Origin of the sequence: Wolinella succinogenes DSM 1740 (genome assembly GCF_000196135.1) — a bacterium.
In the GTDB taxonomy this organism is placed as follows: Bacteria; Campylobacterota; Campylobacteria; order Campylobacterales; family Helicobacteraceae; genus Wolinella; species Wolinella succinogenes.
Map to the genome: position 1 here is coordinate 1,784,023 of NC_005090.1, position 23,187 is coordinate 1,807,209.

At 50.5% G+C, this 23,187-nt stretch carries 24 protein-coding genes; 3 read left to right on the forward strand and 21 right to left on the reverse strand.

Annotation, left to right across the window (positions count from 1 at the left end):
• Positions 1–20: 20 nt before the first annotated feature.
• Genes WS_RS08885 through WS_RS08930 form a run of 10 tightly spaced genes read right to left on the reverse strand, consistent with a single transcriptional unit; the run spans position 21 to position 9,506 of the window.
• Complete coding sequence (locus tag WS_RS08885) at positions 21–794, reverse strand: carbon-nitrogen hydrolase family protein (RefSeq protein WP_011139684.1); 774 nt, start codon at positions 792–794, stop codon at positions 21–23.
• Complete coding sequence (gene xseB / locus WS_RS08890; protein WP_011139685.1) at positions 791–991, reverse strand: exodeoxyribonuclease VII small subunit; 201 nt, start codon at positions 989–991, stop codon at positions 791–793. Before xseB ends, WS_RS08885 begins: the two co-directional genes overlap by 4 nt.
• Positions 992–1,001: 10 nt before the next feature.
• On the reverse strand, positions 1,002–2,102 hold the full coding sequence (gene metX / locus WS_RS08895) for a homoserine O-acetyltransferase MetX (protein ID WP_011139686.1): 1,101 nt from the start codon (positions 2,100–2,102) through the stop codon (positions 1,002–1,004).
• Between the two features lie 21 nt (positions 2,103–2,123).
• Positions 2,124–3,392 carry an O-acetylhomoserine aminocarboxypropyltransferase/cysteine synthase family protein gene (locus tag WS_RS08900; RefSeq protein ID WP_011139687.1) on the reverse strand — a complete coding sequence of 423 codons (1,269 nt, stop codon included), beginning with the start codon at positions 3,390–3,392 and terminating at the stop codon, positions 2,124–2,126.
• A gap of 24 nt (positions 3,393–3,416) precedes the next feature.
• Positions 3,417–4,862, reverse strand: coding sequence for an IMP dehydrogenase (gene guaB / locus WS_RS08905; protein WP_011139688.1), 1,446 nt, complete (start codon positions 4,860–4,862; stop codon positions 3,417–3,419).
• Positions 4,863–4,902: 40 nt separating this feature from the next.
• Complete coding sequence (gene gatA / locus WS_RS08910) at positions 4,903–6,252, reverse strand: Asp-tRNA(Asn)/Glu-tRNA(Gln) amidotransferase subunit GatA (RefSeq protein ID WP_011139689.1); 1,350 nt, start codon at positions 6,250–6,252, stop codon at positions 4,903–4,905.
• Positions 6,253–7,335, reverse strand: coding sequence for a chorismate synthase (gene aroC / locus WS_RS08915; protein WP_011139690.1), 1,083 nt, complete (start codon positions 7,333–7,335; stop codon positions 6,253–6,255).
• Positions 7,332–8,048: a ribonuclease III gene (gene rnc, locus WS_RS08920; RefSeq protein WP_011139691.1), complete on the reverse strand. Its 717-nt coding sequence runs from the start codon at positions 8,046–8,048 to the stop codon at positions 7,332–7,334. Before rnc ends, aroC begins: the two co-directional genes overlap by 4 nt.
• An 8-nt stretch (positions 8,049–8,056) precedes the next feature.
• Positions 8,057–8,476 (reverse strand): ribonuclease HI, encoded by a 420-nt coding sequence (gene rnhA / locus WS_RS08925; RefSeq protein WP_011139692.1) that lies wholly within the window; start codon positions 8,474–8,476, stop codon positions 8,057–8,059.
• Positions 8,451–9,506 carry a tetratricopeptide repeat protein gene (locus tag WS_RS08930; protein WP_011139693.1) on the reverse strand — a complete coding sequence of 352 codons (1,056 nt, stop codon included), beginning with the start codon at positions 9,504–9,506 and terminating at the stop codon, positions 8,451–8,453. The genes rnhA and WS_RS08930 overlap by 26 nt, the downstream gene beginning before the upstream one ends.
• An 88-nt stretch (positions 9,507–9,594) precedes the next feature.
• On the opposite strand from WS_RS08930, the gene dnaG reads away from it, so the two are divergent.
• The 3 genes from dnaG (at position 9,595) to WS_RS10750 (ending at position 13,705) form a co-directional block, all read left to right on the forward strand.
• On the forward strand, positions 9,595–11,259 hold the full coding sequence (dnaG, locus tag WS_RS08935; RefSeq protein ID WP_011139694.1) for a DNA primase: 1,665 nt from the start codon (positions 9,595–9,597) through the stop codon (positions 11,257–11,259).
• Positions 11,237–12,238 (forward strand): argininosuccinate synthase domain-containing protein, encoded by a 1,002-nt coding sequence (locus tag WS_RS08940; RefSeq protein ID WP_011139695.1) that lies wholly within the window; start codon positions 11,237–11,239, stop codon positions 12,236–12,238. Before dnaG ends, WS_RS08940 begins: the two co-directional genes overlap by 23 nt.
• A 129-nt stretch (positions 12,239–12,367) precedes the next feature.
• On the forward strand, positions 12,368–13,705 hold the full coding sequence (locus WS_RS10750) for a VCBS repeat-containing protein (protein WP_011139696.1): 1,338 nt from the start codon (positions 12,368–12,370) through the stop codon (positions 13,703–13,705).
• Positions 13,706–13,723: 18 nt separating this feature from the next.
• Here the strand turns inward: WS_RS10750 and WS_RS08950 are convergent, their stop codons facing one another.
• From WS_RS08950 to WS_RS09000, 11 genes are read right to left on the reverse strand one after another with little or no spacing between them, the layout of a single operon-like run.
• Positions 13,724–14,488, reverse strand: a complete 765-nt coding sequence (locus WS_RS08950) for a polysaccharide deacetylase family protein (protein ID WP_232013722.1) — start codon at positions 14,486–14,488, stop codon at positions 13,724–13,726.
• Positions 14,485–15,594 (reverse strand): putative lipopolysaccharide heptosyltransferase III, encoded by a 1,110-nt coding sequence (gene rfaQ / locus WS_RS08955; RefSeq protein ID WP_011139698.1) that lies wholly within the window; start codon positions 15,592–15,594, stop codon positions 14,485–14,487. Before rfaQ ends, WS_RS08950 begins: the two co-directional genes overlap by 4 nt.
• Complete coding sequence (locus WS_RS08960) at positions 15,591–16,343, reverse strand: glycosyltransferase family 2 protein (protein ID WP_011139699.1); 753 nt, start codon at positions 16,341–16,343, stop codon at positions 15,591–15,593. Before WS_RS08960 ends, rfaQ begins: the two co-directional genes overlap by 4 nt.
• A complete protein-coding gene (locus WS_RS08965; protein ID WP_011139700.1) occupies positions 16,336–17,238 on the reverse strand; it encodes a lipid A biosynthesis lauroyl acyltransferase in 903 nt (300 codons plus the stop codon). The genes WS_RS08960 and WS_RS08965 overlap by 8 nt, the downstream gene beginning before the upstream one ends.
• Positions 17,235–18,218: a lipopolysaccharide heptosyltransferase I gene (waaC, locus tag WS_RS08970; protein WP_011139701.1), complete on the reverse strand. Its 984-nt coding sequence runs from the start codon at positions 18,216–18,218 to the stop codon at positions 17,235–17,237. The genes WS_RS08965 and waaC overlap by 4 nt, the downstream gene beginning before the upstream one ends.
• A gap of 4 nt (positions 18,219–18,222) precedes the next feature.
• Positions 18,223–19,692 carry a Ppx/GppA phosphatase family protein gene (locus WS_RS08975; protein ID WP_041571896.1) on the reverse strand — a complete coding sequence of 490 codons (1,470 nt, stop codon included), beginning with the start codon at positions 19,690–19,692 and terminating at the stop codon, positions 18,223–18,225.
• Positions 19,692–19,943, reverse strand: coding sequence for a YfhL family 4Fe-4S dicluster ferredoxin (locus WS_RS08980; RefSeq protein WP_011139703.1), 252 nt, complete (start codon positions 19,941–19,943; stop codon positions 19,692–19,694). The genes WS_RS08975 and WS_RS08980 overlap by 1 nt, the downstream gene beginning before the upstream one ends.
• A 50-nt stretch (positions 19,944–19,993) precedes the next feature.
• Complete coding sequence (gene trpC, locus WS_RS08985) at positions 19,994–20,788, reverse strand: indole-3-glycerol phosphate synthase TrpC (RefSeq protein ID WP_011139704.1); 795 nt, start codon at positions 20,786–20,788, stop codon at positions 19,994–19,996.
• A 10-nt stretch (positions 20,789–20,798) separates the two neighbouring features.
• Positions 20,799–22,082, reverse strand: a complete 1,284-nt coding sequence (locus WS_RS08990; protein ID WP_011139705.1) for a tetratricopeptide repeat protein — start codon at positions 22,080–22,082, stop codon at positions 20,799–20,801.
• Positions 22,058–22,447, reverse strand: coding sequence for a YkgJ family cysteine cluster protein (locus WS_RS08995; RefSeq protein ID WP_011139706.1), 390 nt, complete (start codon positions 22,445–22,447; stop codon positions 22,058–22,060). The genes WS_RS08990 and WS_RS08995 overlap by 25 nt, the downstream gene beginning before the upstream one ends.
• Positions 22,435–23,136 carry a tRNA1(Val) (adenine(37)-N6)-methyltransferase gene (locus WS_RS09000; RefSeq protein WP_011139707.1) on the reverse strand — a complete coding sequence of 234 codons (702 nt, stop codon included), beginning with the start codon at positions 23,134–23,136 and terminating at the stop codon, positions 22,435–22,437. Before WS_RS09000 ends, WS_RS08995 begins: the two co-directional genes overlap by 13 nt.
• Between the last annotated feature and the right edge of the window lie 51 nt (positions 23,137–23,187).

A 23,187-nucleotide genomic window follows, 5' to 3' on the forward strand; every position in this document is an offset into this window, starting at 1 on the left:
TTTAATTATTTTTATGGTCGTTATCGAAAAGCCCAGCTCCGCCGAATCTCCTCTAAATAGCCTTGATCCAGCTCTCCAAGCAAAAGCTCCTCTTTCTCTCCTAGGCTATCCTCAATTTCGCCATTGGGCTTCACCCAAAGGGTGTCCCCGTAGAATTTCCAAGTGGAGCTCTCCATCTGATACTCACCCACCCTATTGGCGCGCAAAATATAACAACTATTCAAAAAAGCGCGTGTTTTGAGCATCTCTCGCCAACGATTGAGCGAATCAAAAGTAGAGGCAGAGGGGATGAGGGCAAGATCAACATCAAGGCGCTTGAATTTGAGCCAAAACTCATCAAAGTGAGCTTCATAGCCAAAAAGGGGTGCAATCTTGATTCCATCGATCTCAAAAACGGGAGGATTTTTCGGGCTTTTGGGCAGGCTATTGGCAAAAAAGCGTGCCTCATTCCAGTGATCAAAAGGAATCAGTCGTTGCTGATGATAAAACTGCACCTCCCCCTTAGAGGCGATCACTAGGCTCTTATAAAGCTTGCCTTTTTTAAAAATCACCAGAGGTGCGATGAGAATCGTGGAGTAGATTTTAGAAAACTCGCGGATGCTCTCTAGATGGCGCTCGCTCTGCTCTGCCACCATATTAGAGGGGAGATTCTCAATCTCTTTGAAAAAAAGATTGAGCACATACTCGCCCAAAAGAAGAATCTTCACTCCTTTGGAGGCGCATATTCTCCAATAATAGTCAAGTTTGGCATCTCCCAAGGCCATAGAGCCTAGCTGAAGCGCGGCGACTTTCATGAGGGCTCCTCTTGGGTGTTCTTCTCTTGCATCTCCTCATAAAGAAGCTTCGCCTCTTCGAGCATCTTTTGCGCCTCCTTGAGGCTTCCCGCCCCCTCTTTGTAGAGCTTCAAGCTCTCCTCTAGGCTCACATCAGGCTCCAAGAGACGCTCCAAGATGGCTTTGGCCTTTTCTATCTTGGTCTCAAATTTCTCCATCCACTCTCCTTTAGCTCAAGATTTCTCGAACATAATCGCCATACTTTTCCACTTCAACCAAAAAACTGTCATGCCCGTAGTCACTCTCCACCTCATACAAGGAGCACAAATGACCTTTTCCCGCTTCTCTCATGGCCTGCTCAATCTCCCCCATCTCTTCGGAAAAAAACATCCTATCTCCACTAAAAGGGATGAGATGGAGATGGCTCTTGACCCGCTCTAACGCCTCTGCCAAGGAATCAAACCCGAAAGAGAGATCAAAAATACTGATGGCTTTAATGATATAAAGATAGCTCAACGGGTCAAAATATTTGGGAAAATTGTAGCCATTATATTCCAAATAGCGCTCCACTTCAAAACGCCCAAAAAGCTCGTAAAGACCGTCATTTTGGACATAGTTACGCCCAAACTTCTGCTCCATTGCCCTAGGGGAGAGGTAGTGCATGAAGCCAAGCATCCTAGCCACCGAGAGCCCTGCGCACCCCTCTTCTTGAATTTTTCGGGGATCATAATTACCCTCTCTAAAAGCAGGGTCGCTCCGAATCGCCTCTGACATGATTTTGTTCGCAGCAATCACGGCAGGCCTAGTGGCGTGCGTGGTCGCCATGGGGATGATGTGCTCCGCAAAGTTGGGGTAATCGACGGCAAAGACTAACGCCTGCATTCCTCCCATACTCCCCCCGATGATCGCCTTAACACGATCAATCCCTAGCATCCCAAAGAGAATCTTTTGCGCCCGAACCATGTCTCGAATCGTCACCACGGGGAATCGGAATCGATAGGGATTAAGACTTGGATACATCGGAGACATAGGGCCTGTAGAGCCAAAACAACTCCCAATCACATTGACACAGATGACAAAGTATCGGCTTGTATCCACGCTTTTACCCTCGCCAATGAGACTATCCCACCAACCAGGCTTCTTATCCCCCTCATAAAACCCCGCCGCATGGTGCGAGCCTGAGAGGGCATGGGTGATGACGACCACATTGCTCTTCTGTTCATTAAGCTCCCCATAGGTCTCATAAATGAGCTCATAAGGCTCAATGATTCGCCCACTCTCCAGATAGAGAGGGTTGGTGAAGCGCTGGGTTTGGGTTGAGATTTCCACTATTTTTTGCTCTCTCCTTGGCTATCCATCAATGGCCTGTGCCAAATCCTCAATCAAATCTCGATAATCCTCTAGTCCAATACTAAGACGCACAAGCCCCGGTGTCACGCCTGCTTTTTTAAGTCCCTCCGCGGAGACTTGGCGATGAGTGGTGCTGGCTGAGTGGGTGATGATCGATTTGGTGTCACCGATATTGGTGGCAAGCGTGAAGATTTTCACGCTATCAGCGATCTTTTGGGCGAGTTCAAAATCTCCCACTTCAAAGCTTAGCAATCCGCTAAACATCCCCTCATCAAAATATTTCACCGCATTGGCGTGATTCTTGTCGCTCTCTAGGCCGGGATAATAGACCGCTTGAACTTTGGGGTGATTTTGGAGGTAGTGTGCGATCTTCATGGCGCTCAAAGAGTGTTCTCTCATGCGCACGCTCAAGGTCTCGATTCCTTGGATGAAGAGCCAAGAATCAAAAGGAGAGAGCGTCGCACCAATATCTCGAAGAAGTGCGAGCCTCGCCCTTAACACAAAAGGAGGTAGAGGAGCGCTTGCATAAACTAGTCCATGATAGCTAGGATCGGGAGTATTGAAGTGCGGATAGCGAGGATTCCCTCGTAGCTTCTCCGCGACTCTGGCGCTCTCCACCAAAACTCCTCCGATGGCTAGCCCTTGCCCGCCCATATATTTAGAGGCGGAGTGCACCACCACATCCACCCCATGCTCAATGGGTCGGCAGATCGCGGGAGTGGCCACGGTGTTATCCACAATTGAGACGATTCCATACTCATCCGCGATTTTTGCCAGAGTGTCAATCTCGGGCACATCAATGCTTGGGTTGGTGAGCGATTCAAAAAAGAGGGCGCGGCTCTTTGAATCAATCAGCGCTCGCGCCTCTTGGGGGTGATTCCCATCAAAGAAGCGCACCTCGATTCCAAAGCGGGAGAGCGTGTGGGTAAATTGATTGAGCGTTCCGCCATAGAGCTGAGTGGTGGCGATGATATTCTCTCCGCTTTGGGCGAGATTCGCTACTGCATAAAAGATCGACGCCATCCCGCTCGCACTTGCCAAAGCCGCCACTCCGCCCTCAAGAAGCGCCACGCGCTTCTCTAGAACATCTGTAGTGGGATTCATGATGCGAGTGTAGATGTTGCCAAGCTCTTTGAGGTCAAAGAGATTCGCCCCATGCTCGGTGTCATCAAACTTATAGGCGGTGGTTTGATAGATCGGCACTGCGATGCTCTTCTCCCCTTTTCCCTTCTCATATCCCGCCTGAATCGCGAGCGTCTTTGGATGCATCTCTTCCCTCCTTACAGTGATGGATTAAACGTGATAATTGGGGGCTTCTTGAGTGATCACCACATCATGGACGTGCGATTCTCTAAGGCCTGCTGAGGTGATCTCTACAAACTCTGCCTGCTCCCAAAGCGTGGGAATATCTTTGGCTCCAAGGTAGCCCATGGAGGCACGAAGCCCCCCTAGCATCTGATGAATCACATCTCCCATTTTGCCCCGATAAGGAACTCTTCCCTCGATTCCCTCTGGCACAAGCTTATCCGCCGCGGTTCCCTCTTGGAAGTAGCGATCCGTGCTCCCTTTGTTCATCGCGCCAATGCTTCCCATGCCTCGATAGGATTTGTACTGTCGCCCTTGGAAGATCACCATGTCACCAGGAGATTCTTCAGTCCCTGCAAGCAAGCTCCCAATCATCACCGAGCTCGCTCCCACCGCCAAGGCCTTGGCCACATCACCGGAGTATTTGATTCCCCCATCGGCGCACACGGGCACGCCATGTTTTTTGGCCACCTGCGCCACCTCATCAATCGCGCTCACCTGAGGAACACCTACGCCTGCAACGATTCTCGTGGTGCAGATACTTCCTGGCCCAATCCCTACCTTGATGCCATCCGCACCCGCCGCAATAAGCGCCTCTGCAGCCTCAGCTGTAGCGATGTTGCCCGCGATAATATCCACGACCAACTGCTCCTTGACCTTCTTCACGGTTTCGATGATTCCCTTGGAGTGTCCATGCGCACTATCTAGCACTAGCACATCCACACCCGCATCCACAAGCGCCTTGGCGCGATCAAGCTGATTCACCCCAATCGCTGCGGCCACACGAAGACGACCAAAATCATCTTTATTGGAGTTGGGGTATTCGATCCTCTTTTGAATATCTTTAATTGTGATAAGTCCTTTGAGGATTCCCTTTTCATTCACGATGGGAAGCTTTTCGATTTTATGCTGGTGCATGATCTCTCGTGCCTCTTCAAGGCTTGTGCCCACTTTGCCTACAATCAGAGGAGCTTTGGTCATCACTTCGCCCACCAAGCGGCTTAAGTCCGTCTCGAATCGAACATCTCGATTGGTGAGGATTCCAATCAGTATCCCCTCCTTGTCCACCACGGGAACACCTGAGATTTTGTAGTTATCCGTGAGGGCTTTAGCTTGGGCGAGGGTGTTTTCAGGGCTGATATAGATAGGGTCGATAATCACTCCGCTCTCACTCTTTTTAACCTTTTTCACCTGCTCCACCTGAGCCTCAATATCCATATTTTTGTGGATCACACCAATCCCCCCAAGACGCGCCATGGCAATGGCGGCACGATACTCCGTGACTGTGTCCATCGCGGCGGAGATAATGGGAGCGTTGAGGTCAATATGTCGGGTGAGCTTGGAGGAGAGGTTCACCTCCTTGGGTAAAACTTCGGAATACTTAGGTATCAACAGTACATCTTCAAATGTTAGGGCTCTTTTTCTAATCTTCATCGCCGCGTTCCTCCTTTAAGGTTAAATTAAATTGATACTTTTACAGCGCAAAGCCGATGGCTCGCTCCAATGAGAGGGCTCCATCTAGCACGCTCTGCTCACCAAATGCCTTTCCAATGAGTTGCATCCCTACAGGTAGCCCCTCCTCACTCTTGCCCACAGGCAAAGAGAGCGCGGGAAGACCTGCGAGGTTGATGCTAATAGTGTAGATGTCGCCCAAATACATCTCCAAAGGCGTGCTTGTGCTTCCAAACTTTGGCGCAACCGTGGGGGCAACAGGGCTTAGCACAAGATCGCAATCTTTGAAAATCTCATCATATTGATTCTTGATGAGGTGCCGCACCTTTTGGGCTTTGAGATAGTAGGCATCATAGTAGCCACTGCTAAGAACAAAGCTTCCCAGCAGGATTCGCCGCTTCACCTCTTCGCCAAAGCCCTCGGTGCGGCTTTTGATGTAGAGCTCTTTAAGGTTTTGTGCCTCAGCCCTCCGACCATAGCGCACCCCATCAAAACGCGCCAAGTTAGAGCTTGCCTCAGCGGTGCATAGCACATAATAGGCGGAGATGTGATAGGCAGTGTTGAGCATACTCTTTTCAACGATTTTATGCCCCTCGCTCTCTAAAATCTTCACCGTCTCAAAATAGGCCTCTTGAATGGGCTTGGAGGCCTCTTTAAGAAGGTCTGGTAAGATGGCGATGGTCTGTTTTTTGTTAGCGTCTAGCGCCTTGTGCGTCTGGGTGGGTGCCAAGGAGGCACTCGTGCTATCACGCCCATCATGTCCTGAAATTGCATCAAAGAGAATCGCCGCATCTTCGACATTTTGGGTGATGGGTCCAATCTGATCCAAGCTAGAGGCATAGGCCACCAAGCCATATCGACTCACGCGTCCATAGGTGGGCTTGAGCCCCACGCATCCACAAAAAGCGGCTGGCTGGCGGATGGAGCCGCCCGTATCACTTCCCAAAGCAGCGATCGCCAATCCACCTGCCACCGCACTCGCGCTCCCTCCGCTACTACCCCCAGGCACCCTAGAGGAATCAACGGGGTTGAGTGTCTTGCCATGCGCACTGCTCTCCGTGGTGCTCCCCATGGCAAACTCGTCCATATTGGAGCGACCAAAGGCACTCATCCCTTGGGCGTGGAGTTTCTCGATGACCGTGGCGTTGTAGGGGGCGACATAACCCTCTAAGATTTTGCTTCCGCAAGTGAGCTCGCTCCCTTTGACATTGATATTGTCTTTCACAAGGATGGGAATCCCGCCCTCTAGGCTATCTCGAATCTCACCCACATAGGCATTCAAGCTACTTTCGCTCACCTTTTTTCTAATCTCTGTTTTGATTTCGCTAAGTGCCTGAGGAGCTAGCTCCATCGCTTGTTTGAGTGTTATCATCTATCTTCCCTTTCCATAAAATTCTTTCACATCTTGTAGGCGGTTCCCCAGCCTAAGCAGAGCCATATCCGCCAACACAAGCGCCACGAGCGCCTCGCACACCACGCCTCCGCGAATCGCCACGCAAGGATCATGTCGCCCTTTGAGCGCACAGATCACCTCATCGCCCTCTTCATTGAGGGTCTCTTGGGGCAAAAAGATCGAGGGGGTAGGCTTGAAATAGACTCGTGCCACCAGCTCTGATCCATTGCTGATTCCTCCCAAAATCCCTCCAGCGTGATTGCTCTTAAAGCCTTCAAGACGAAGAGGATCGTTGTTCTCGCTCCCCTTAAGCCTAGCTGCACTCAAACCCTCGCCAATCTCCACCGCCTTGACCGCATTAAGCCCCATCAAAGCGCCTCCAAGCGCCCCATCAAGCTTGTGATAGAGCGGCTCCCCAAGACCAATAGGCATCCCCTTGGCCCTCACCTCAATCGCTCCGCCAATAGAATCATGCGCTCCTCTGGCCTTCTCTATCTCCTCTTTGAAAAGCTCCTCCATGAGGGGATCTAAGGCGTTCACTACGCTCTTTCTCGCATGGGCAAAGTCACGCACATCGCTTGTGTGCTCTCCTACCTGAAAAACCCCCGAAAAGATGGAGATTCCAAGCTCCTTCAAAAACATCTTCGCCACCGCTCCACCCGCCACTCTTGCGGCGGTCTCTCGCGCACTGCTTCTTCCGCCTCCGCGATGATCTCTCAGCCCATATTTGTAGTGATAGGTAAAATCGGCATGCCCAGGGCGAAAGATCGAGCGAATCGATTCATAGTCACTGCTCTTTTGATTTTCATTAGGAATAAACATCGCCAGTGGCGTTCCTGTGGTGAATCCCTCCATCACTCCACTTAGAATCTCCACCCTATCGGATTCTTTTCTCGGCGTGGAGTAGAGACTCTGTCCGGGTCGGCGGCGGGAGAGTTCGAGGTTCAAAAACTCCTCATCCACTCTAAGCCCCGCAGGCACGCCATCTAGCACGCACCCAATCCCCGCACCATGCGACTCTCCAAAGGTGGTTAGCACCCAAAGCTCGCCCAGCCGATTCATTCACTCTTTCCTTTCAAGGCGCTCTCTTTGGCCTCTTTCTCTTTGCGATGGAAAATCTCTAAGGCAATTCTTGCCGCCTCTTGCTGTGCCTCTTTTTTGCTGCTCCCGCATGCTCTGGCGTATTCGCTCCCTAGCACACAGACCGCCACTTCAAACTCTTTTTTGTGATCAGGCCCGCTAGAGCCAAGAATCACATACTCTGGAGTCTCGCCAAATTTGGCCTGAGTGAGCTCTTGGAGGGCGGTTTTGTAATCCCTAAAAAGCGAACCAAGATCAATTTTTGGATAAACCTCATCCAAGAGGCGATGGACGACCTCGCGCACCACAGAGAGTCCCGTCTCAAGATAGATTGCCCCCATAGTCGCCTCAAAGGCATTGGAGAGCAAAGAGGGCTTCTCACGCCCCTTGTTATTCTCTTCGGCGTTGGAGATAAAGATATGACGCCCCAAAGAGACTCGCTCTGCAAGCTTAGCAAAGCCCTTCTCATTCACCAGCGAGGCGCGCATTTTGGAGAGCTCTCCCTCATCGGCTTTGGGAAATTTCAAAAACAAAAACTCGCCAATCACCAAATCCAAGACCGCATCCCCCAAGAACTCTAGGCGTTCGTTGTTGTAGGGTTTTTTATAGCTTTTGTGGGTCAGGGCTTCAATGAGCAGATTTTTGTTTTGGAAACGATATCCCAATCTCTTCTCAAACTCTTCAATACTCTCCACGGATGTCCTTATCGTTGCTTTTGGGCTTCACTCTTAGCGATCTCATCGCACCTCTCGTTCTCTTCGTGTCCATTGTGCCCGCGCACCCAAATCGCTTTGACCTGGTGAGGCTTGGAGACCTCCAGATATTCGCGCCAAAGGTCAGGATTTTTCACCTTGGCAAACTCCTTTTTCACCCAGCCCAAGAGCCACTCATTAATCCCCCTTACCACATAAGAAGAATCGCTCACCAACTCCACCACACAAGGCTCCTTGAGTACCTTAAGCGATTCAATGACTGCTTTTAATTCCATGCGATTGTTGGTGGTCTCCCTCTCCCCTCCTTTGATGATTCTCTCCTTCTCTCCATAGCGAAGGATTCCGCAATAGCCGCCTGGTCCTGGATTCCCCAATGAGGAACCATCACAGAAAAGAGAGATTCGTTTCATTTCGACTCTTGCGAATTTTAAGGATAAGGCTCCCGCTCAAAAGCTCACCACAAGAGGGGCAACGCTCAAACTCCACAGGGAAAAGACTCTTGCAGGCGTGGCAGCGATACTCAAAGCTAAGATCGGCCTTCTTGGAGGAGTGAAGATTCATCACCCTTAACACCTCCAACTCAAACTTCTCACACGCCTCCGCGTCCTTTACATAGCCCTTGGCACGATAGATATCCATGAGATTCTTGTCCTTTGAAATTATATCAAAAGGGATGCTCTCCCAAGGGATATTCCAGAGCCAATCCATCACCTCCAAAGAGTAGTCGCTCCCCACAATCTTCTTCCAAAAGAGCGGCAACTCAAAACTCTTTAGATGCCCAAGCACCACACGAAAGAGACGAGGCTCATTTTGGAGAAGCTCAAGCAGCTCTTCGCGCTTGCTCTCCAGAGGAAGAAAAGGGTCAGCCAGCACTCTTTTAGCGCTCAAATAGGCGTGATTGAATTTCACGCGCTCACTCTTCTCTCCTAGCTCCAAGAGGCAATCTAGTGCCTCTAGTGCCTCATCAAATTGCCCTAGATTCTCGCAGGCCTGCATGAGCCAAAAAAGCGCCTTGGGATTTCGGGGGGCGTTTTTGAGCACCTCAAGGAATATCTTCTTGGCGCGCTCCAAGAATCCCGCCTTAAAGTAGGTCTCCCCCAGCGATTCCAAAAGAAGCAGCTTCTCGCCGCTTTCTTGGGTCTGCTCTAGCATCGCGAGGTAGATTTTAATCGCCTTGTCATACTCGCCTGCCTTGCTATAGGTCTCGGCTAGAAATCCAAGCGTAGCACCAAAGTCTGCCCCTCTCTCAAAGAGCGCCTTAGCATCCTTATCCACACTAGAATGGTCAAAAAGTTGGGAGAATTTTTTGAGGGACTGTTCTCTTCTTCTTTGGGCACGAAGATTCCAAAAGTAGGTCACCAAAAAGATCACGGCGATGAGCAGTATGAGGATGATGATGCCAAAGAGGGGGTCACGATGTTCGATGAATAGTTCGCCCATAGGTTTGCTTCTTCTTGGGTTTTCGAGGAATTATAGCAAGAGGATGATAAAAGCTGGGTAATAGAGAGGATAGAGTAGAATCCTCCCCATGATTACCGAAGAATCCATTGAACGACTCAAGCAGATGATCGACATCGCTGATGTGGTCGGCTCCTATCTAGAGCTCACCAAAAGCGGCGCAAGCTTCAAGGCTCTATGCCCTTTTCATGGCGAAAAAACCCCTAGTCTCATCATCCATCCGCAGAAGGGATTCTACCACTGTTTTGGATGTGGAGCCAGCGGTGATGCGATCAAGTTTGTCATGGAGTATGAGAAGCTCACCTACCCCGAAGCCATTGAGAAGATCGCTGGACTCTACAATGTCTCCCTCTCCTACACCGATGTCGCCTCCAATGCCCCTAAAAGCTCCCTCCTAGAGAAGCTCTCTAGCTTCTATCAAAAACGCCTAGAGAGCGAACCAAACGCTCTAGAGTATCTGAAAAGCCGAAGCGTACACACCAACATGATCGAGAGATTCGAAATTGGCTACGCTCCCGCCTCGTCGGAGACCTTGCGATTCTTAGAAGGGGGATTCTTCTCTCAAAACGAAGCTCTAGAGCTGGGGGCGCTCGCCGAGGAGAATGGTCGGCTCTATGCCCGATTCATCGATCGACTCACTTTTCCCATCTATGCTCCTAACCGCAAATTGGTGGGCTTTGGCGGTCGAACCATGGGAAATCATCCCGCCAAATACATCAACTCCCCCCAAACCAAGCTCTTCAACAAATCCAAGCTCCTCTATGGCTATCCCCTCGCCAAAGAGGCGATTCTCAAAGAGGGCAAAATCATCGTCACTGAAGGCTATCTAGATGTGATTTTGCTCCATCAGGCGGGATTCTCCTATGCGGTGGCAACCCTTGGCACGGCTCTCACGCTTGATCATCTCCCCCTCCTCTCCAAGGGCGAACCCAAGATTCTCCTCTCCTATGATGGCGACAAAGCAGGAATCGCCGCTGCGCTCAAAGCCTCTCGCCTGCTCGCAAACCACGGGAAAGAGGGGGGAGTGGTGCTCTTTAGCGGGGGGCTTGATCCAGCGGATATGGTCGCCCAAAAGAGAATCGAGGAGCTCAATCGCCTCTTTTTACGCCCCACTCCTTTTGTCGAATTCGTGCTCCAAAAGAGTGTTGAATCGTATGACCTCAGCTCACCCCTCCAAAAAGAGGCTGCGCTCAAGGAGTGCGGAGGGTTTTTGCGCACCCTCTCCCCCCTCCTCCAAGAGGAGTATAAGCCCCTTCTTGCTTCGTTGCTTAAGATTCCTGCTTCGCTCATTCGCACGGTCAAATCTCCTCGCCACCCCCTCGCACCCCCCAAAGAGGGAATCGGCGCAGGAGGCAGCGAGCTGGCAGAGGCGAGCCTTATTAAGACCATTTTGGAGCAGCCAAGGCTTTTGGAGTTTGTCTTGGAATATCTTGATAGCGAGGTCTTTGGCGTCCATCAGGCGGAGTTTGAGCTTTTAAAGCTGGGAGAGTTTGAACACCCCAAACTCCTTCGAATCCTCCTTCAAGAGCGAATCCACCCCTTAGAAGAATCGGTGCTCAAGGAGCAATTGCGCCTCATGTTGCGCCACTTCTATAGCAAAAAACTCAAAGAGATCGCCGCCAACAAGAGCCTTGATTTCAAGATTCGCGCCTTTTGGCTTGGCAAAATCCGCGTCCACTTAGAAAAACTCGAAAAAGGAGGGTTGGTCCCTTATGAAAGCTTTGGCGCTCTTTAGCGGCGGTTTGGATAGTCTTTTGAGCATGAAGCTCATCCAAGAGATGGGAATTGAGGTGGTGGCACTCCACTTCAACATCGGCTTTGGCGCCAATCGCGACAAGCTCGAATACCTCCAAAACGCCACTGCACAGATTGGCGTAGAGCTTAGAGTGCTGGACATCCAAGAGCAGTTCTTCAATGAAGTGCTTTTTAATCCCGTGCATGGTTATGGCAAATACTTCAATCCCTGTATCGACTGTCACGCCAATATGTTTCGCCATGCCCTAAGACTCCTGGAGGGCGAGGGGGCGAGCTTTATTATCAGCGGCGAGGTGATTGGCCAGCGCCCCAAAAGCCAGCGCCGCGAGGCTCTCCACCAAGTGGAAAATCTCACTCAAACCAAAGGGCTCATCCTCCGTCCCCTCTCCGCCAAGCTTCTTCCACCCACCCTTGCAGAGGAGAGGGGATGGGTGGATCGCGAAAAACTCCTTGATATTCACGGGCGAGGCAGGGATCGCCAGCTAGCGATGGCCAAAAGCTACGGGTGGGTCTATTTTGAGAAGCCCGGAGGTGGATGCCTGCTCACCGATAGCCATGTCGCCCTCAAACTCAAAGATATCACCCAAAGACGAAAACCCGTGATGGAGGATATTGCTTTAGTCAAAAATGGGCGCTATCTCATCCTGCCCGAGGGAGCCAGACTGGTGATCTCACGAAACCAAGAGGAGAATCGCAAGCTAGAACGCCCCCATCCCCTCATGGATTTCATCCATCCCAAAGATTGGGTGGGGCCCATCGCGCTTCTGGACAAAGAGGCCAGCCTCCCTGATAGAGCGCTAGCGGGGTCGCTCACGCTCGCTTATGGGAAACATGAGCCTAACCAAGAGTATGAGGTGATGATCGGAAAAGAGAGGCTCACCCTCCGCCCCTTCCCCTCCAAGTCCGAGGCACAGAGATTCATCTTAGGAATTGCCCAAGATCTCCCTAAAAACCCCTGATTTTGGGATAAAAGCGAAAACTTGGGGGCCTTTGGGGGCTTCTTAGGGTTTTGTCTCTTTTGTCCTAAACCCTCCTTTAAATCCGCCGATAGTAGTTTCGTTTAACCACCACAAAAATAAGGAAAAACTATGGAGAGTTTGAACGCAGTGCAGACCTCCGCTTGGTCTACCCTCCAAGCGATGCTGCAAAAGCCCGTGCAAGGACGCACCCCTACTAGCCCCGAGTCACCCGCCCCTTCACCCAAAGCCACCCAGAGCGCCACCAGCACCTCTAAAGTCGAGCAGGGAGGCACCCTCAATGTCGAAAAGACGATTCTTAGCGCCGTTTTGGGTCGAATCTCTCAGGTGAGAGATGAGATTTTAAAAGAGTTTGATTCTCTCTTTAAAGCCCCCACTCAAGGCACCTCGCAAAGCTCCTCTTTTGAGGCAACCCTAAGCACTTCACAGAGCTCTTACCGAGGTCTCTCCCTCACCCAAGGCGAGGATGGCGCCACCCTCTCTTTAGCCTCCATAGAGAATCGCTCCCTCTCCTTTTCGCTCTCAGGCGTCCTCAAAGATGGCAACAAAGAGGTCTCGGTGAATATCGAGGTGACCCTCCAGGAGAGCTTCATCCAAACCCTGCAACTCAACCAAAACACCTCCACCCGACCCGATTCCATCGGAGTAGCCCCCTCAGAGAAGGTCAAGATGATTGATCCTTTGGTGATTGACTATCTTGGAGTGGGCACGGAGCTCTCAGACAAGAGTTTCTCTTTTGATCTTGATTCGGATGGCACTCCTGATCAGATCTCCACGCTCAAGCGAGGTTCGGGATTCTTGGCCTTGGATAAGAACAACGATGGAGTGATCAACGATGGCAACGAGCTCTTTGGCACTCAAAGTGGTGATGGATTCGCCGATTTGGCGCTTTATGACCTCAATGGAGATGGCAAGATCGACAAAAACGACCCCATCTACGCCAGCCTTCGTATCTGGACACCCAAAGAGGATGGCACCTCCAGGCTAATGGGTCTGGGAGAAGCAGGGATTGGCGCGATCTATCTAAACGCTAAAGAGAGCAAAAAATTGATGCAAGGAAGTTCTGGCAATATCCTTGGTATCCAGCGAAAAAGTGCTGGATTTGAGCGGCTAGATGGCACAGAGGGCGAGATTCACCATATCGACTTTGCCAAGCTAAGCGCCACCCAAGCCAACCAAAATCAAGCCCTCAAAAATCATAATCTCTCCACCTACGCCCACTCCATTCCTCTTGGGCAAAGCGTAAACACAGAAGAGGAAGAGAAGGAGATTTTTTCACTACAACTAGCTGAGCTTTGGCTCTCGCTTGATCGAAGCTTCTCCTCAAGCAAAGAGCTCTCCGCCTATAATCTCCTCAATGAGACGATATTCAAAGGCCAGCTCCTTGAAATGAGCGAGGCCAATTTCATCCAAGGCTCGCTCACTCGCGCCCAAAGCCTACTTCGCTAGATTCTCTTGAGGGCTCTTTTAAGAGTGCTTTTTCTTGGCGTACCACGCGCCAAGAAGAGGCCTTGAGAAGAAAAAGAGATTCTTCGCTAGCCAAAATGCCCCCTTCTTCGCGGCGATTCGCTTGATCGCATCCGTCTTGTTATCAGGGAGATTCACCCCGCGCTCCGTGGTGTAGAGGATCTCATAACCCATCGCTTTGGCGGTACGAATGAGCCCTTGGGTGTATTTACCCCTAGGCCAGCAGAGATGGTGGCTCTCTATTCCAAGCCGCTCTTTGAGGAGATTCTTGGAAATTTCAAAATCCTCATGCCACTCCACGTCAGGAAAGTAGTTGTCGCGATGCGTGTGTGTGTGGGAGTGAATATCAAAAACATCACTCATCTGTTTGAGCTCCTCCCAGTTGAGCATCACCCCTCTAGGATTGGTTGAGATAGCCTCTTTGCACTCATTGTGAGAAAGAGCAGCGAACTCCGCCTCCACGCGGCTCGCCTCCTCCACCCACTCCGTGACCACAAAAAGGGTGGCGCGCAATCCATACTTCTTCAAAATCGCATAGGCATAGACATAGTTATCCCGCCATCCATCATCAAACGTGATCAAGACTGAGCGCTTGGGCGGTTCATAATTCCCCCGCTTGAAAGCCAGAAACTCTTCTGAGGTGAGCGTTTTGTAGCCCTTCTTGGCAAGATAGGCCATCTGTGCCTCAAACTCTTTCGTGCTAGAGGTGATAAAACCACCCTCTGGCAACACATGATGATACATAATCACTGGCACACTTCTCACACTAATCCTTTGCATAACCCCTCTAAAGCCCGATTGTTGGGCTTTGAGGAGTGGATAAAATCACTAACGACACTCCAAGCACTCTCTAGAGGAATCTCTAAAAGACACTCACTCCGCTTGCTCCCCCCACAGCCATCTTGACCGCAAGGAACACACTCTCTAGAATCTTGATAGACTCGATGTTTTCCCATGGTTTGTATCCCAGAGCGGCGCTGATACCCGCTCTCTAGGCACTCATTATCCCAGGGCCCCCAATGAAACGCCCCGCTAGGGCCAAAAAAGGCAAGGGTGGGCGTCCCATTGGCCGCGCTTAAGTGCATGATGGCCGTATCCACTCCAATAAAGAATCGAGCCTTTTGGTTGAGGGCAGCGATCTTGGGCAGAGAGAGTCCTCCAAGAATAAGCAAAGGCTCGCTATGGGCGAATGAGGCAATTCTTTCACATCGCCTCTTCTCCTCCTCATCATCGCTACAGGTGATCACCGATCTCAATCCCCGCTCGTTCCAAAGCCGATCGATGATCTGCGCCACCAAAGAGTCATCCAAGCATTTAAAAAGCCAGCGACTCACGGGGTGGATATGGACAAACTCACTCGGAAGCTCTGGCAATCCCTCCTCTTGAAGGGCTCCTAGGCTCACCCTCTTGCTTTTAATCTCCACCCCTAGCACCCTAAGCGCCTCCAAATTGGAATCGACCGTGTGCTTCATCCCTTGCTTGGGGATGTAGTCATGATAGATTCGCTTCACCCAGCCCTTTTTGGGTTCAAAGCCAACCCTTCTCTTCGCTCCACTTAAAAGGGCCAAAAAAGCACTCCGCTCCCCCTCTGTCAAAGAGATGACTATATCATATCGATGCGCCCTGATCTCTCGAACCAAAGCCACCTCCGCCCGAATCCTCCCCCACAAACCAAGAGAGGCAAGAGCCGCTCTTGGGTAGAGATGATAAAAAGAGAGGAGAGGATGGTCTTGGATGATTCCCTCGCATCCTTGGTTGATCAGCACTCCAATCTCACAATCCTCTCCATAGTGCGCCTTGAGATTCTCAAAAAGCGGCGTGATAAGCAGGACATCTCCGATATGACGAAGCTTGGTGAGCAAGATTCTCATACGCGATTAGCCTCATAGAGTTTGATATATTTCCAAAAGACGCTCTGCGCATTGTAAGCAGAGATGAGAAACCCTGCATACCCATCAAGGAATCCCCTCTTTAAAAGATAGCTCCTCGTAAAACTCCAAAGCGAATGTCCTAGTGCCTTGAGAGGCGAGGAGGATTGGCGAGCTTTGTGCTGTTTGGCATAGAGGTCAGAGTAGGATTGAATCTTTTGGAGAAAGTCTCGCGCCCCCGCAAAAGGATGGTGAGAGATGTGGCCATGAAGCTTCACCTCTTCTAACCTCCCCCCCTCTAGCTTCACCACCTTCTCGTGCACCTCGCTTTCATCAAAGTCGGCCACCCTTTTGTGATAAACCCCAAGGAATCGATCCTCTCCCCATCCACATCCACGAATTCGCCTCCCCTGATAGTGGTTGTGCACATCATAGGAGTAGCCTTTTTGCGGATCCAAAGGCGTGCTCAAAAGCTCATCGACAAGCTCTTTAGAGGCGATTTCATCACTATCAATGGAGAGAATCCAATCATTTCTCGCTAGCTTAGCCCCCAGTCTTTTCATCGGACCAAAGCCTATAAAAGGATGGAAATGGAGCGAAACATTAGAAAAAGAGCGGGCGATCTCTAGCGTCCTATCCACCGAGCCATTATCCAGCACCACCACCTCATCCAGTCGCTCTAGCGCTTTAAGCACGCTTTCTAAAAGTCGCTCCGAATCTTTGACAAGAATCACGGCCGAAATCTTATTCATGGCGATAGATCTCCTCATATTGATTCTTGAAGCGCCGATGAAACCAGAACCAATCATCAGGCTTCTCGCGGATAATTTTCTCAGTAGCCTGAGCTTGGCGTTGGGTGGCCTCTAGAATATCTCGCTCCATATCCTCGCTCCTCTCCACTAAAAAGGGCTCGTCAAAACAGATGGTGTGACGCGTGTAATCTCCGCTGCTCTTCACAAACGCTGGCAAGATATACGCCCCAAATCGCCGCGCCAAAATTGAGGCCGAAGGGGTGTGGCGCACGCGCTTGCCAAAGAAATCAACCAAGATTCCCTCTTGATCGCTCGTATTTTGATCGACTACGATTCCTAGATTCTTCCCTGCTTTGAGCGCACGCACCAGCTCCCTCATGGCGCCATTTTTATTCACCAGCGTGATTCCAAAGCGCTCTCTAGTCTTAAAGATCATCTCATCAATCACCGCATCATCAAAGAGTCTCCCCACGATTGCAAGTGGGAGATAGCGCAGACCAATAAAAAGTGAAGCGAGCTCCCAGCTCCCATAATGAGCCGTGACAATAATCACGGGTCGCCCCTCTTGGAGCACTCTTTGAATCGGCTCTTCACTCTCCACTTCAAGGCTAGAGAGAAGCTCCTCTTGGCTCATCACTCCTAGGCGCAGAAAATCAAAAACATTATAGACGAGGCTCACATAGCAGCGCTTGATGATTCGCTCCTTCTCCTCTTGACTTAGGCTCTCTCCATAAGCAAAATTGAGATTGGCCATGGCATCCTTGCCGCGCTTGTTGTCCAGCCTCGCCAAGAGCGCGCCTATGGCTTTGGCCAACCCCAAAAGCACCTTTGGCGGGAGAAGGTGAAAGAGGCGTGAGGCGAGGAAGAAAAGCCTCTTTAACATCCAATCCCTCATAAAACCTCCTCGATTCTCTCTCTCACCTCTAAAGGGGATATCTTCGCGATGGAGAAGTCTCCCTTGTCATAATCGCTCGCCCCCTCGGCTCGAAGGGCTCGATTCCGCTCCCCCTCTAGGGCGAATCGCTCCAAGGGAGTGTTGCCAAAGAGCGTCACCGAGGCTCTCTCCATCGCCCAAGCCAGATGAGTGACCCCCGTATCGCCTCCCACCACTCCATCCATAAGGCTCACCAGTGCCTTCACCTCATCCAAATTAAGCTTAGGCAACAAGATCGCATCAGAGTGATTGCAGGCGATAAACTCCGCACTCAAAGGGTCATTATGCCACAAAAGATAGACCTCCTCAGGGCATAGCCTTGCAAGCTCCAAGAATCGCTCTTTGGGGTAGATTTTGTTGCTCTTAGAGGCCTCCAAGACCAAAAGAATCTTCTTTTTTGGGCTCACCTTTAATAGCACACGCACACGCTCTAACGCCTCTTTAGAGTATCCAAAAGCCTCTTTGAGGCGCAGAGGCTTGGAGATAGAAATGCCCAAAGATTCGCCCAGTAGTTTGGCGTTGCGCTTTAGGATGTGCTCCTTGTAGGAGATGTTCACTCCATGGTGATAAAAGAGCGCCCCCAAGCCCTCTTTGGCCGAAGCGCGATCAAATCCCCATCGCTCTTTGGCTGGAATAAGTGAGGCAATCAAGGCGGATTTGAGCAGCCCTTGCGCATCGATCACTCTATCAAAGCGCTCCAAGCGCCCTAGAGCTCTAGCCATCTCAAGGAGCGAGCGAACATCTCGGCTCTTCCATGCCCGCTTCAGGGGGAGCGGATAGAGCGTATCAATCCAAGGAGAATTCTCAAGCAAGGGGGCAAAAGCCTCATCCACCACCCAAGTGATAGAGAGCTCGGGCAGAAGCTCTTTTAAAAGCGGGAGAAAAACCCCTAGATGGATGAGATCACCCATCGCGGAAAGTTTGACGATTGCAATTTTCACGGGATTAGGACTTCTCGAAAATCACAGCGATGGGGGCTGGTTTGGCGAGCTTCTTTGCCTCTTCTTTGGCAAGATAGAGGTCATGAGGCGAAGAGACCGTGAGCACCCCATTTTTGTAGCCAAATGCAAACCCCTCTGCGTCATTCCCCAAGCTCAAGCATTCCGCCAACCCAAGAATAAAACTAAGCCACTGAAGCGTGAGCAAAGAGGGCATGAGCGTCTGCACATGGGCAATGGCTGAATCTTTAGGAATTTTCTTGTTGTGATATTCAACCAGTAACGCGATGATGGCGCGATCTTTGTGGGAGAATCCATAGGTGAGGCTGTGGAGCAAAAAGTAGCTGCCGTGATGGTGATGATCGTAGTAGCTAAGTGCTGTGCCAATATCGGCCAAGCGCGCCGCGATTCCTAGATGATATTTGTAGCCCTCATCGATTCGGTGGCGCTCCAAAAGGGCGTCAAAAAGCTCTAGGGCGTTTTTCTTGATACGCTTTCCACGATTCTCATTAAGACAGAATCGATCAATCAGGCTTCGCACGCTGGGATTAAAATTGACGGGAAAGATGAAGTTATGCCCCCGCAACAGGTCGCTTAAAAAAACCCCCTCGCGCACGCCCACGCCACTAGTGACCACCTCTTTGGCGCCAAAAAGCTTCAAAAGAGCGGTGAAGATGAGCGCTCCTCCGCGAATCGTATCGAATCGATCCTCTTTGATGCCAAACTGTTTAAGTTTAAGCACCTCTGAGGAGTAGATCTTGGTGAAGGTCTCCAGATGGGACAAGGTAGGGTATTCAAATCCATGAATCGTATCAATGGGATAGCTAGTGCTCTTCATGATCGCCTTAGAGAGCGCCCTAATCGTGCCCCCAATACCAAAAACCCTCTCGCTTCGGAAGTTCTCAGGAATCTTCTCTAGCTCCTTTTTGACAAAAGCGACCGCCTCTTTGAGTGAACCTTTTTTGTCAAAAAAGAGCTCTTTGAGGCGAATCGTGCCAATGTCTAGGGAGATGAGCTCTTTGATCTTCCCCCCTTTAATCACCGCACACTCCGTGGAGCCTCCGCCGATATCGATGGTGATCCCCTCTCTATAGGGCAGGAGGTTGAGCGTAGCAATGGCCCCATAAAAGGCCTCTTTCTCCCCCTCAATCACCTTGATGGAGACCCCCGCCTCAGCTCTAGCGCGTGCTAGAAACTCCCCCGCATTGGGCGCATCTCTGAGTGCGCTGGTGGCCACACAAAAGATCTTCCTCGCCCCTCGCAGACGCGCGATGGCCATAAACTCCTTAAGCGCTTTAATGGCGCGATCCATCGGAGCGCCTTGGAGCATTCCCCCGCTCTCATAGCTCTCTTCGGAGATTCTCACGCGACTCTTAATCTCCTCCACTAGATGGAATCCAAAGCGACTCGTGCGCTGGAAAATGGCCATCCTCGCGGAGTTAGAGCCTATGTCGATAACGGCGGTGATCTTAGCCATCACTCTTCGTTTTGCAACTGCTCAAACTTATACTTCAGCTCTTCAACACTCTCGACATTGTCGGGATCAGGGATGATCGCATCCACAGGACAAGCCCCCACACAAGAGGGCTCATCATAGTATCCCACACACTCCGTGCATCGATCAGGGTCGATCATATAGGTAGGATCACCCTCATCAATCGCCTCATTGGGGCACTCTTCCCGACACGCATCACAGGCGATGCACTCTTCGGTAATCATCAACGACATATTCGCCCTTTACGCAAAATTTCAAAAGCCATCTTTTAGCCAAAAAATTCTTATTTTTTATTTAAAGGATAGATATCTAAAAGCGCCTGCGTCACATCTTTTTGACGCATGAAGTGCTCCCCGATCAAAAAGGCATCCACTCCAATCCCATGAAGCTCTTCTAGGGTCTTGGGGGAGGAGAGTCCACTCTCAGCGACAATGATCTTGCCTTGAGGGATGAGCGGGATGAGCTCATGGCAGAGATTCATATGCATCTCAAAGGTTTGGAGGTCTCTATGGTTGATGCCAACAATATCCGCTCCAGCCCAGATCGCCTTGGTGAGATCCTCTTTGTTGTGAACCTCTACCAACACCTCAAGCCCCAAGTGTCGGGCGTATTCGAGCAACTCCTTGAGCTCACTAGCTTTGAGCGCGGCAGCGATGAGGAGGATGAAATCCGCCCCATAAACCAAAGCTTCAAGAATCTGATAGGAATCGATGATGAAATCCTTGCGCAAAAGAGGCATAGGAACATAGCGTCGCACCTGCGTGATGTATTCTAGATTCCCTTTGAAGTAATGAGGCTCTGTGAGAATTGAGAGAGCGTCCGCCCCTCCTAGCTCATAGGCCTTGGCAATACTCACGGGCTCAAAATCTTCACGGATGATTCCCTTGCTGGGGCTTGCTTTTTTGACCTCAGCGATGATTCTATAGGGGCGCTCTGGCGTGCTTTGGAGCGCTTTTTTCACATCGCGGGGCATATAGGGGTTATAGGCGAGCGAGCGCCCCAGCCACTCCAGAGGATACTCTTTTTTGCGATTTTCTAGCTCTTCTCTGGTCTTTTGAACAATCTCATCTAATATCATTCATGCCTCTCTATTTGGAACTTTTCTTGGCGCATTTTTGAATCAATCGGTAGTGCTCTAACATCTCCTCTTCGGCCTCAATCTCACTCAAAGGAATCTTCTCCATCTCGCTTAGCGCACGCTTGCACTCTCCTAGACGATAGTAGCCCCAAGCCAAAGAATCTCGATAATGAGGAGAATCGGGAAGTTGCTCTAGCGCCTCTTCTACGAGTTTAATGCCCTCTTCCACCTTCACATTGTGATCGATGAGAAGGTAGCCAAGGAAGTTGAGATAGACATGATCTTGGCGCTCCTGCAGGTAGATTCGGAGCTTTGATTCAATCGCTTCAAGGAGCTTGGGATCATTTTGATTCTTGGCGTTTTCATACTGAAGCATCGCCTCCAACCCCAAAAAAGTGACATCATGCTTGATGGCGTAGAGATGCTCGGCTTGTTTTTGGGCTTTTTGGAGGGAGCCTGTGAAGCGATAGAGGTCTAGGAGAACCTCTGGCTCCACCCCACTCCTCTCTAAGAACAAAATCGCCTTATCATACTCTTTGCGATAGAGGAGAACCTCTAAAAGTGCTTTGGCGTAGCGCTCTTCGCCAAACTCTTCATAGAGCTTCTTGTAGGTCTCCTCTAGTCGTGCCAAGTCCTGCTTTTCACGATAGAGACTCGCGAGTTTTTCGCAGACCATCTCGCTGCAGCCTTTGATTCGAGAGTGAGATTCGAGATAGGCGATGGCTTTGTCTCGATTTTTCAAAAAGAGCACCTGAGTGGAGGTGAGCCGATCTAAAATCGCCTCGTCTTGGTGGAGTGAATAGGCGCTCTCCAAATATTTTTCTGCCTCCACATAATCCTGCTTCACAAAGTAGAGTGAGGCCATAAGCTCATAGTTCTCTTCGCTCTTCTCCACGCCAAGCAATCTCCTTGCCTCCGCCAAAGCCTCAGGAAGCCGATTGAGCGAGGCAAAAACCCCGATGAGTGCTCGCCTCACCTCCATGTCTTTAGGCTCCACCTCCAAATAGATTAGAGCGTCTTCGCGCGCTTTGAGATAATCCCCAATCGCCACATTAAGTGCGATGGCCTCCTTGAGATACTCTAGGCTTCCTAATCTCTTGTAGAGCATCTCAAAAATCTCCACCGCGCGTCTTGGGTCGTTACGATCAAGCGCATCAAAAGCGAGAAGAATATAGCCATCCTCTTCAAAGGTTTGGATCGCCACGGGAGTTTTGGGGTTGCTCTCCAGCGCCACGCCCGCACACCCCCAAAAGAGGGTCAAAACAAGAATTATAAAGGTTCTAAAAAAGGGCATTGCTGGATCACCTCATCAAGATTTTGGCCTCGGTTGGATTCCCAAAAGGGAAAATCGCGGCACTGTTTAGGTCTATGTTCGTATATCATACACTCTTTTGCCTCTTCATCAAAAAAGATACAGGCATACCCCTTGCCCCCCTTCTCTCTCTTCTCAATAAGCGAGTAGCGAGTGCCCACTTTTTTGAGATATAAAGCGCCAAAACGCTCTAGCTCCATTCCCAAAAAGGCGGCGATTCCCTCCATCTCTTGAGGGGTTAGAAAGATATAGCCACTCTCGCCACAGCAGCAAAAGCCGCCACATTTTTGACAAGCCTCAGGGGCAAAAGCAAAAAGAAATCCCTCTTGGATGATTAGAGTTGACATTTGATACTGTGCGTCCTTGCCGCTTTGAAGATCGATTTTGCCTCGCTAGAATAATCCTCGCCCTCATAGACCACTAGGGGTGGGAGAACTTTGAGCGGACTTTTGGAGGAGAGTCTGGCTTGCACCATAATAAGCGTCGCCTCCTTAGTGATTCTAGGGTGAACAAAGCGCACCGTTTCAGGATTAAAACCCTTCTCTTTGAGCTCAAAAAAGACACGATCACTCTGCTTGGCGTCAAAACAGAAGATGAAACTTCCCCTTGGTTTTAAGAAGCGCTTCAACTGCAAAAGGCACTCTTTAAGGGGGAGATTCTCCTCATATCGTGCCGCCAAAATGGAGGGGTTTTGACTCTTTAAAACATTGCGATGGTAAAAGGGGGGATTGGAGAGCGCGAGATCAAAAGGAGCCAACTCCCCTATTTGGAGTGAGAGAAAATCGCGCTCCATCACCTTGGCTTCAATCGCGTTGATTCGAGCGTTCTGCTCAGAGTAGATCGCCATCTCCCTTTCTCGCTCCACCATCACAAGCTCCAAGCCCCTGTCTCTAGCGCACAGAAGTCCAAGGATTCCGCTCCCTGAACCAATTTCAAGCGCCCTGCTCCTCTCCTTGATCAGAGGAAGAGCAAAATGATACAAAAAGAGCGTATCGCTATTGTAAGCGTATCCACAGAGTGGCTGGTAGATCTGCATGCCTAAAGGCGCACTCCCTTCACAAAGAGCTTTTTAGGGGCGTATTGTATC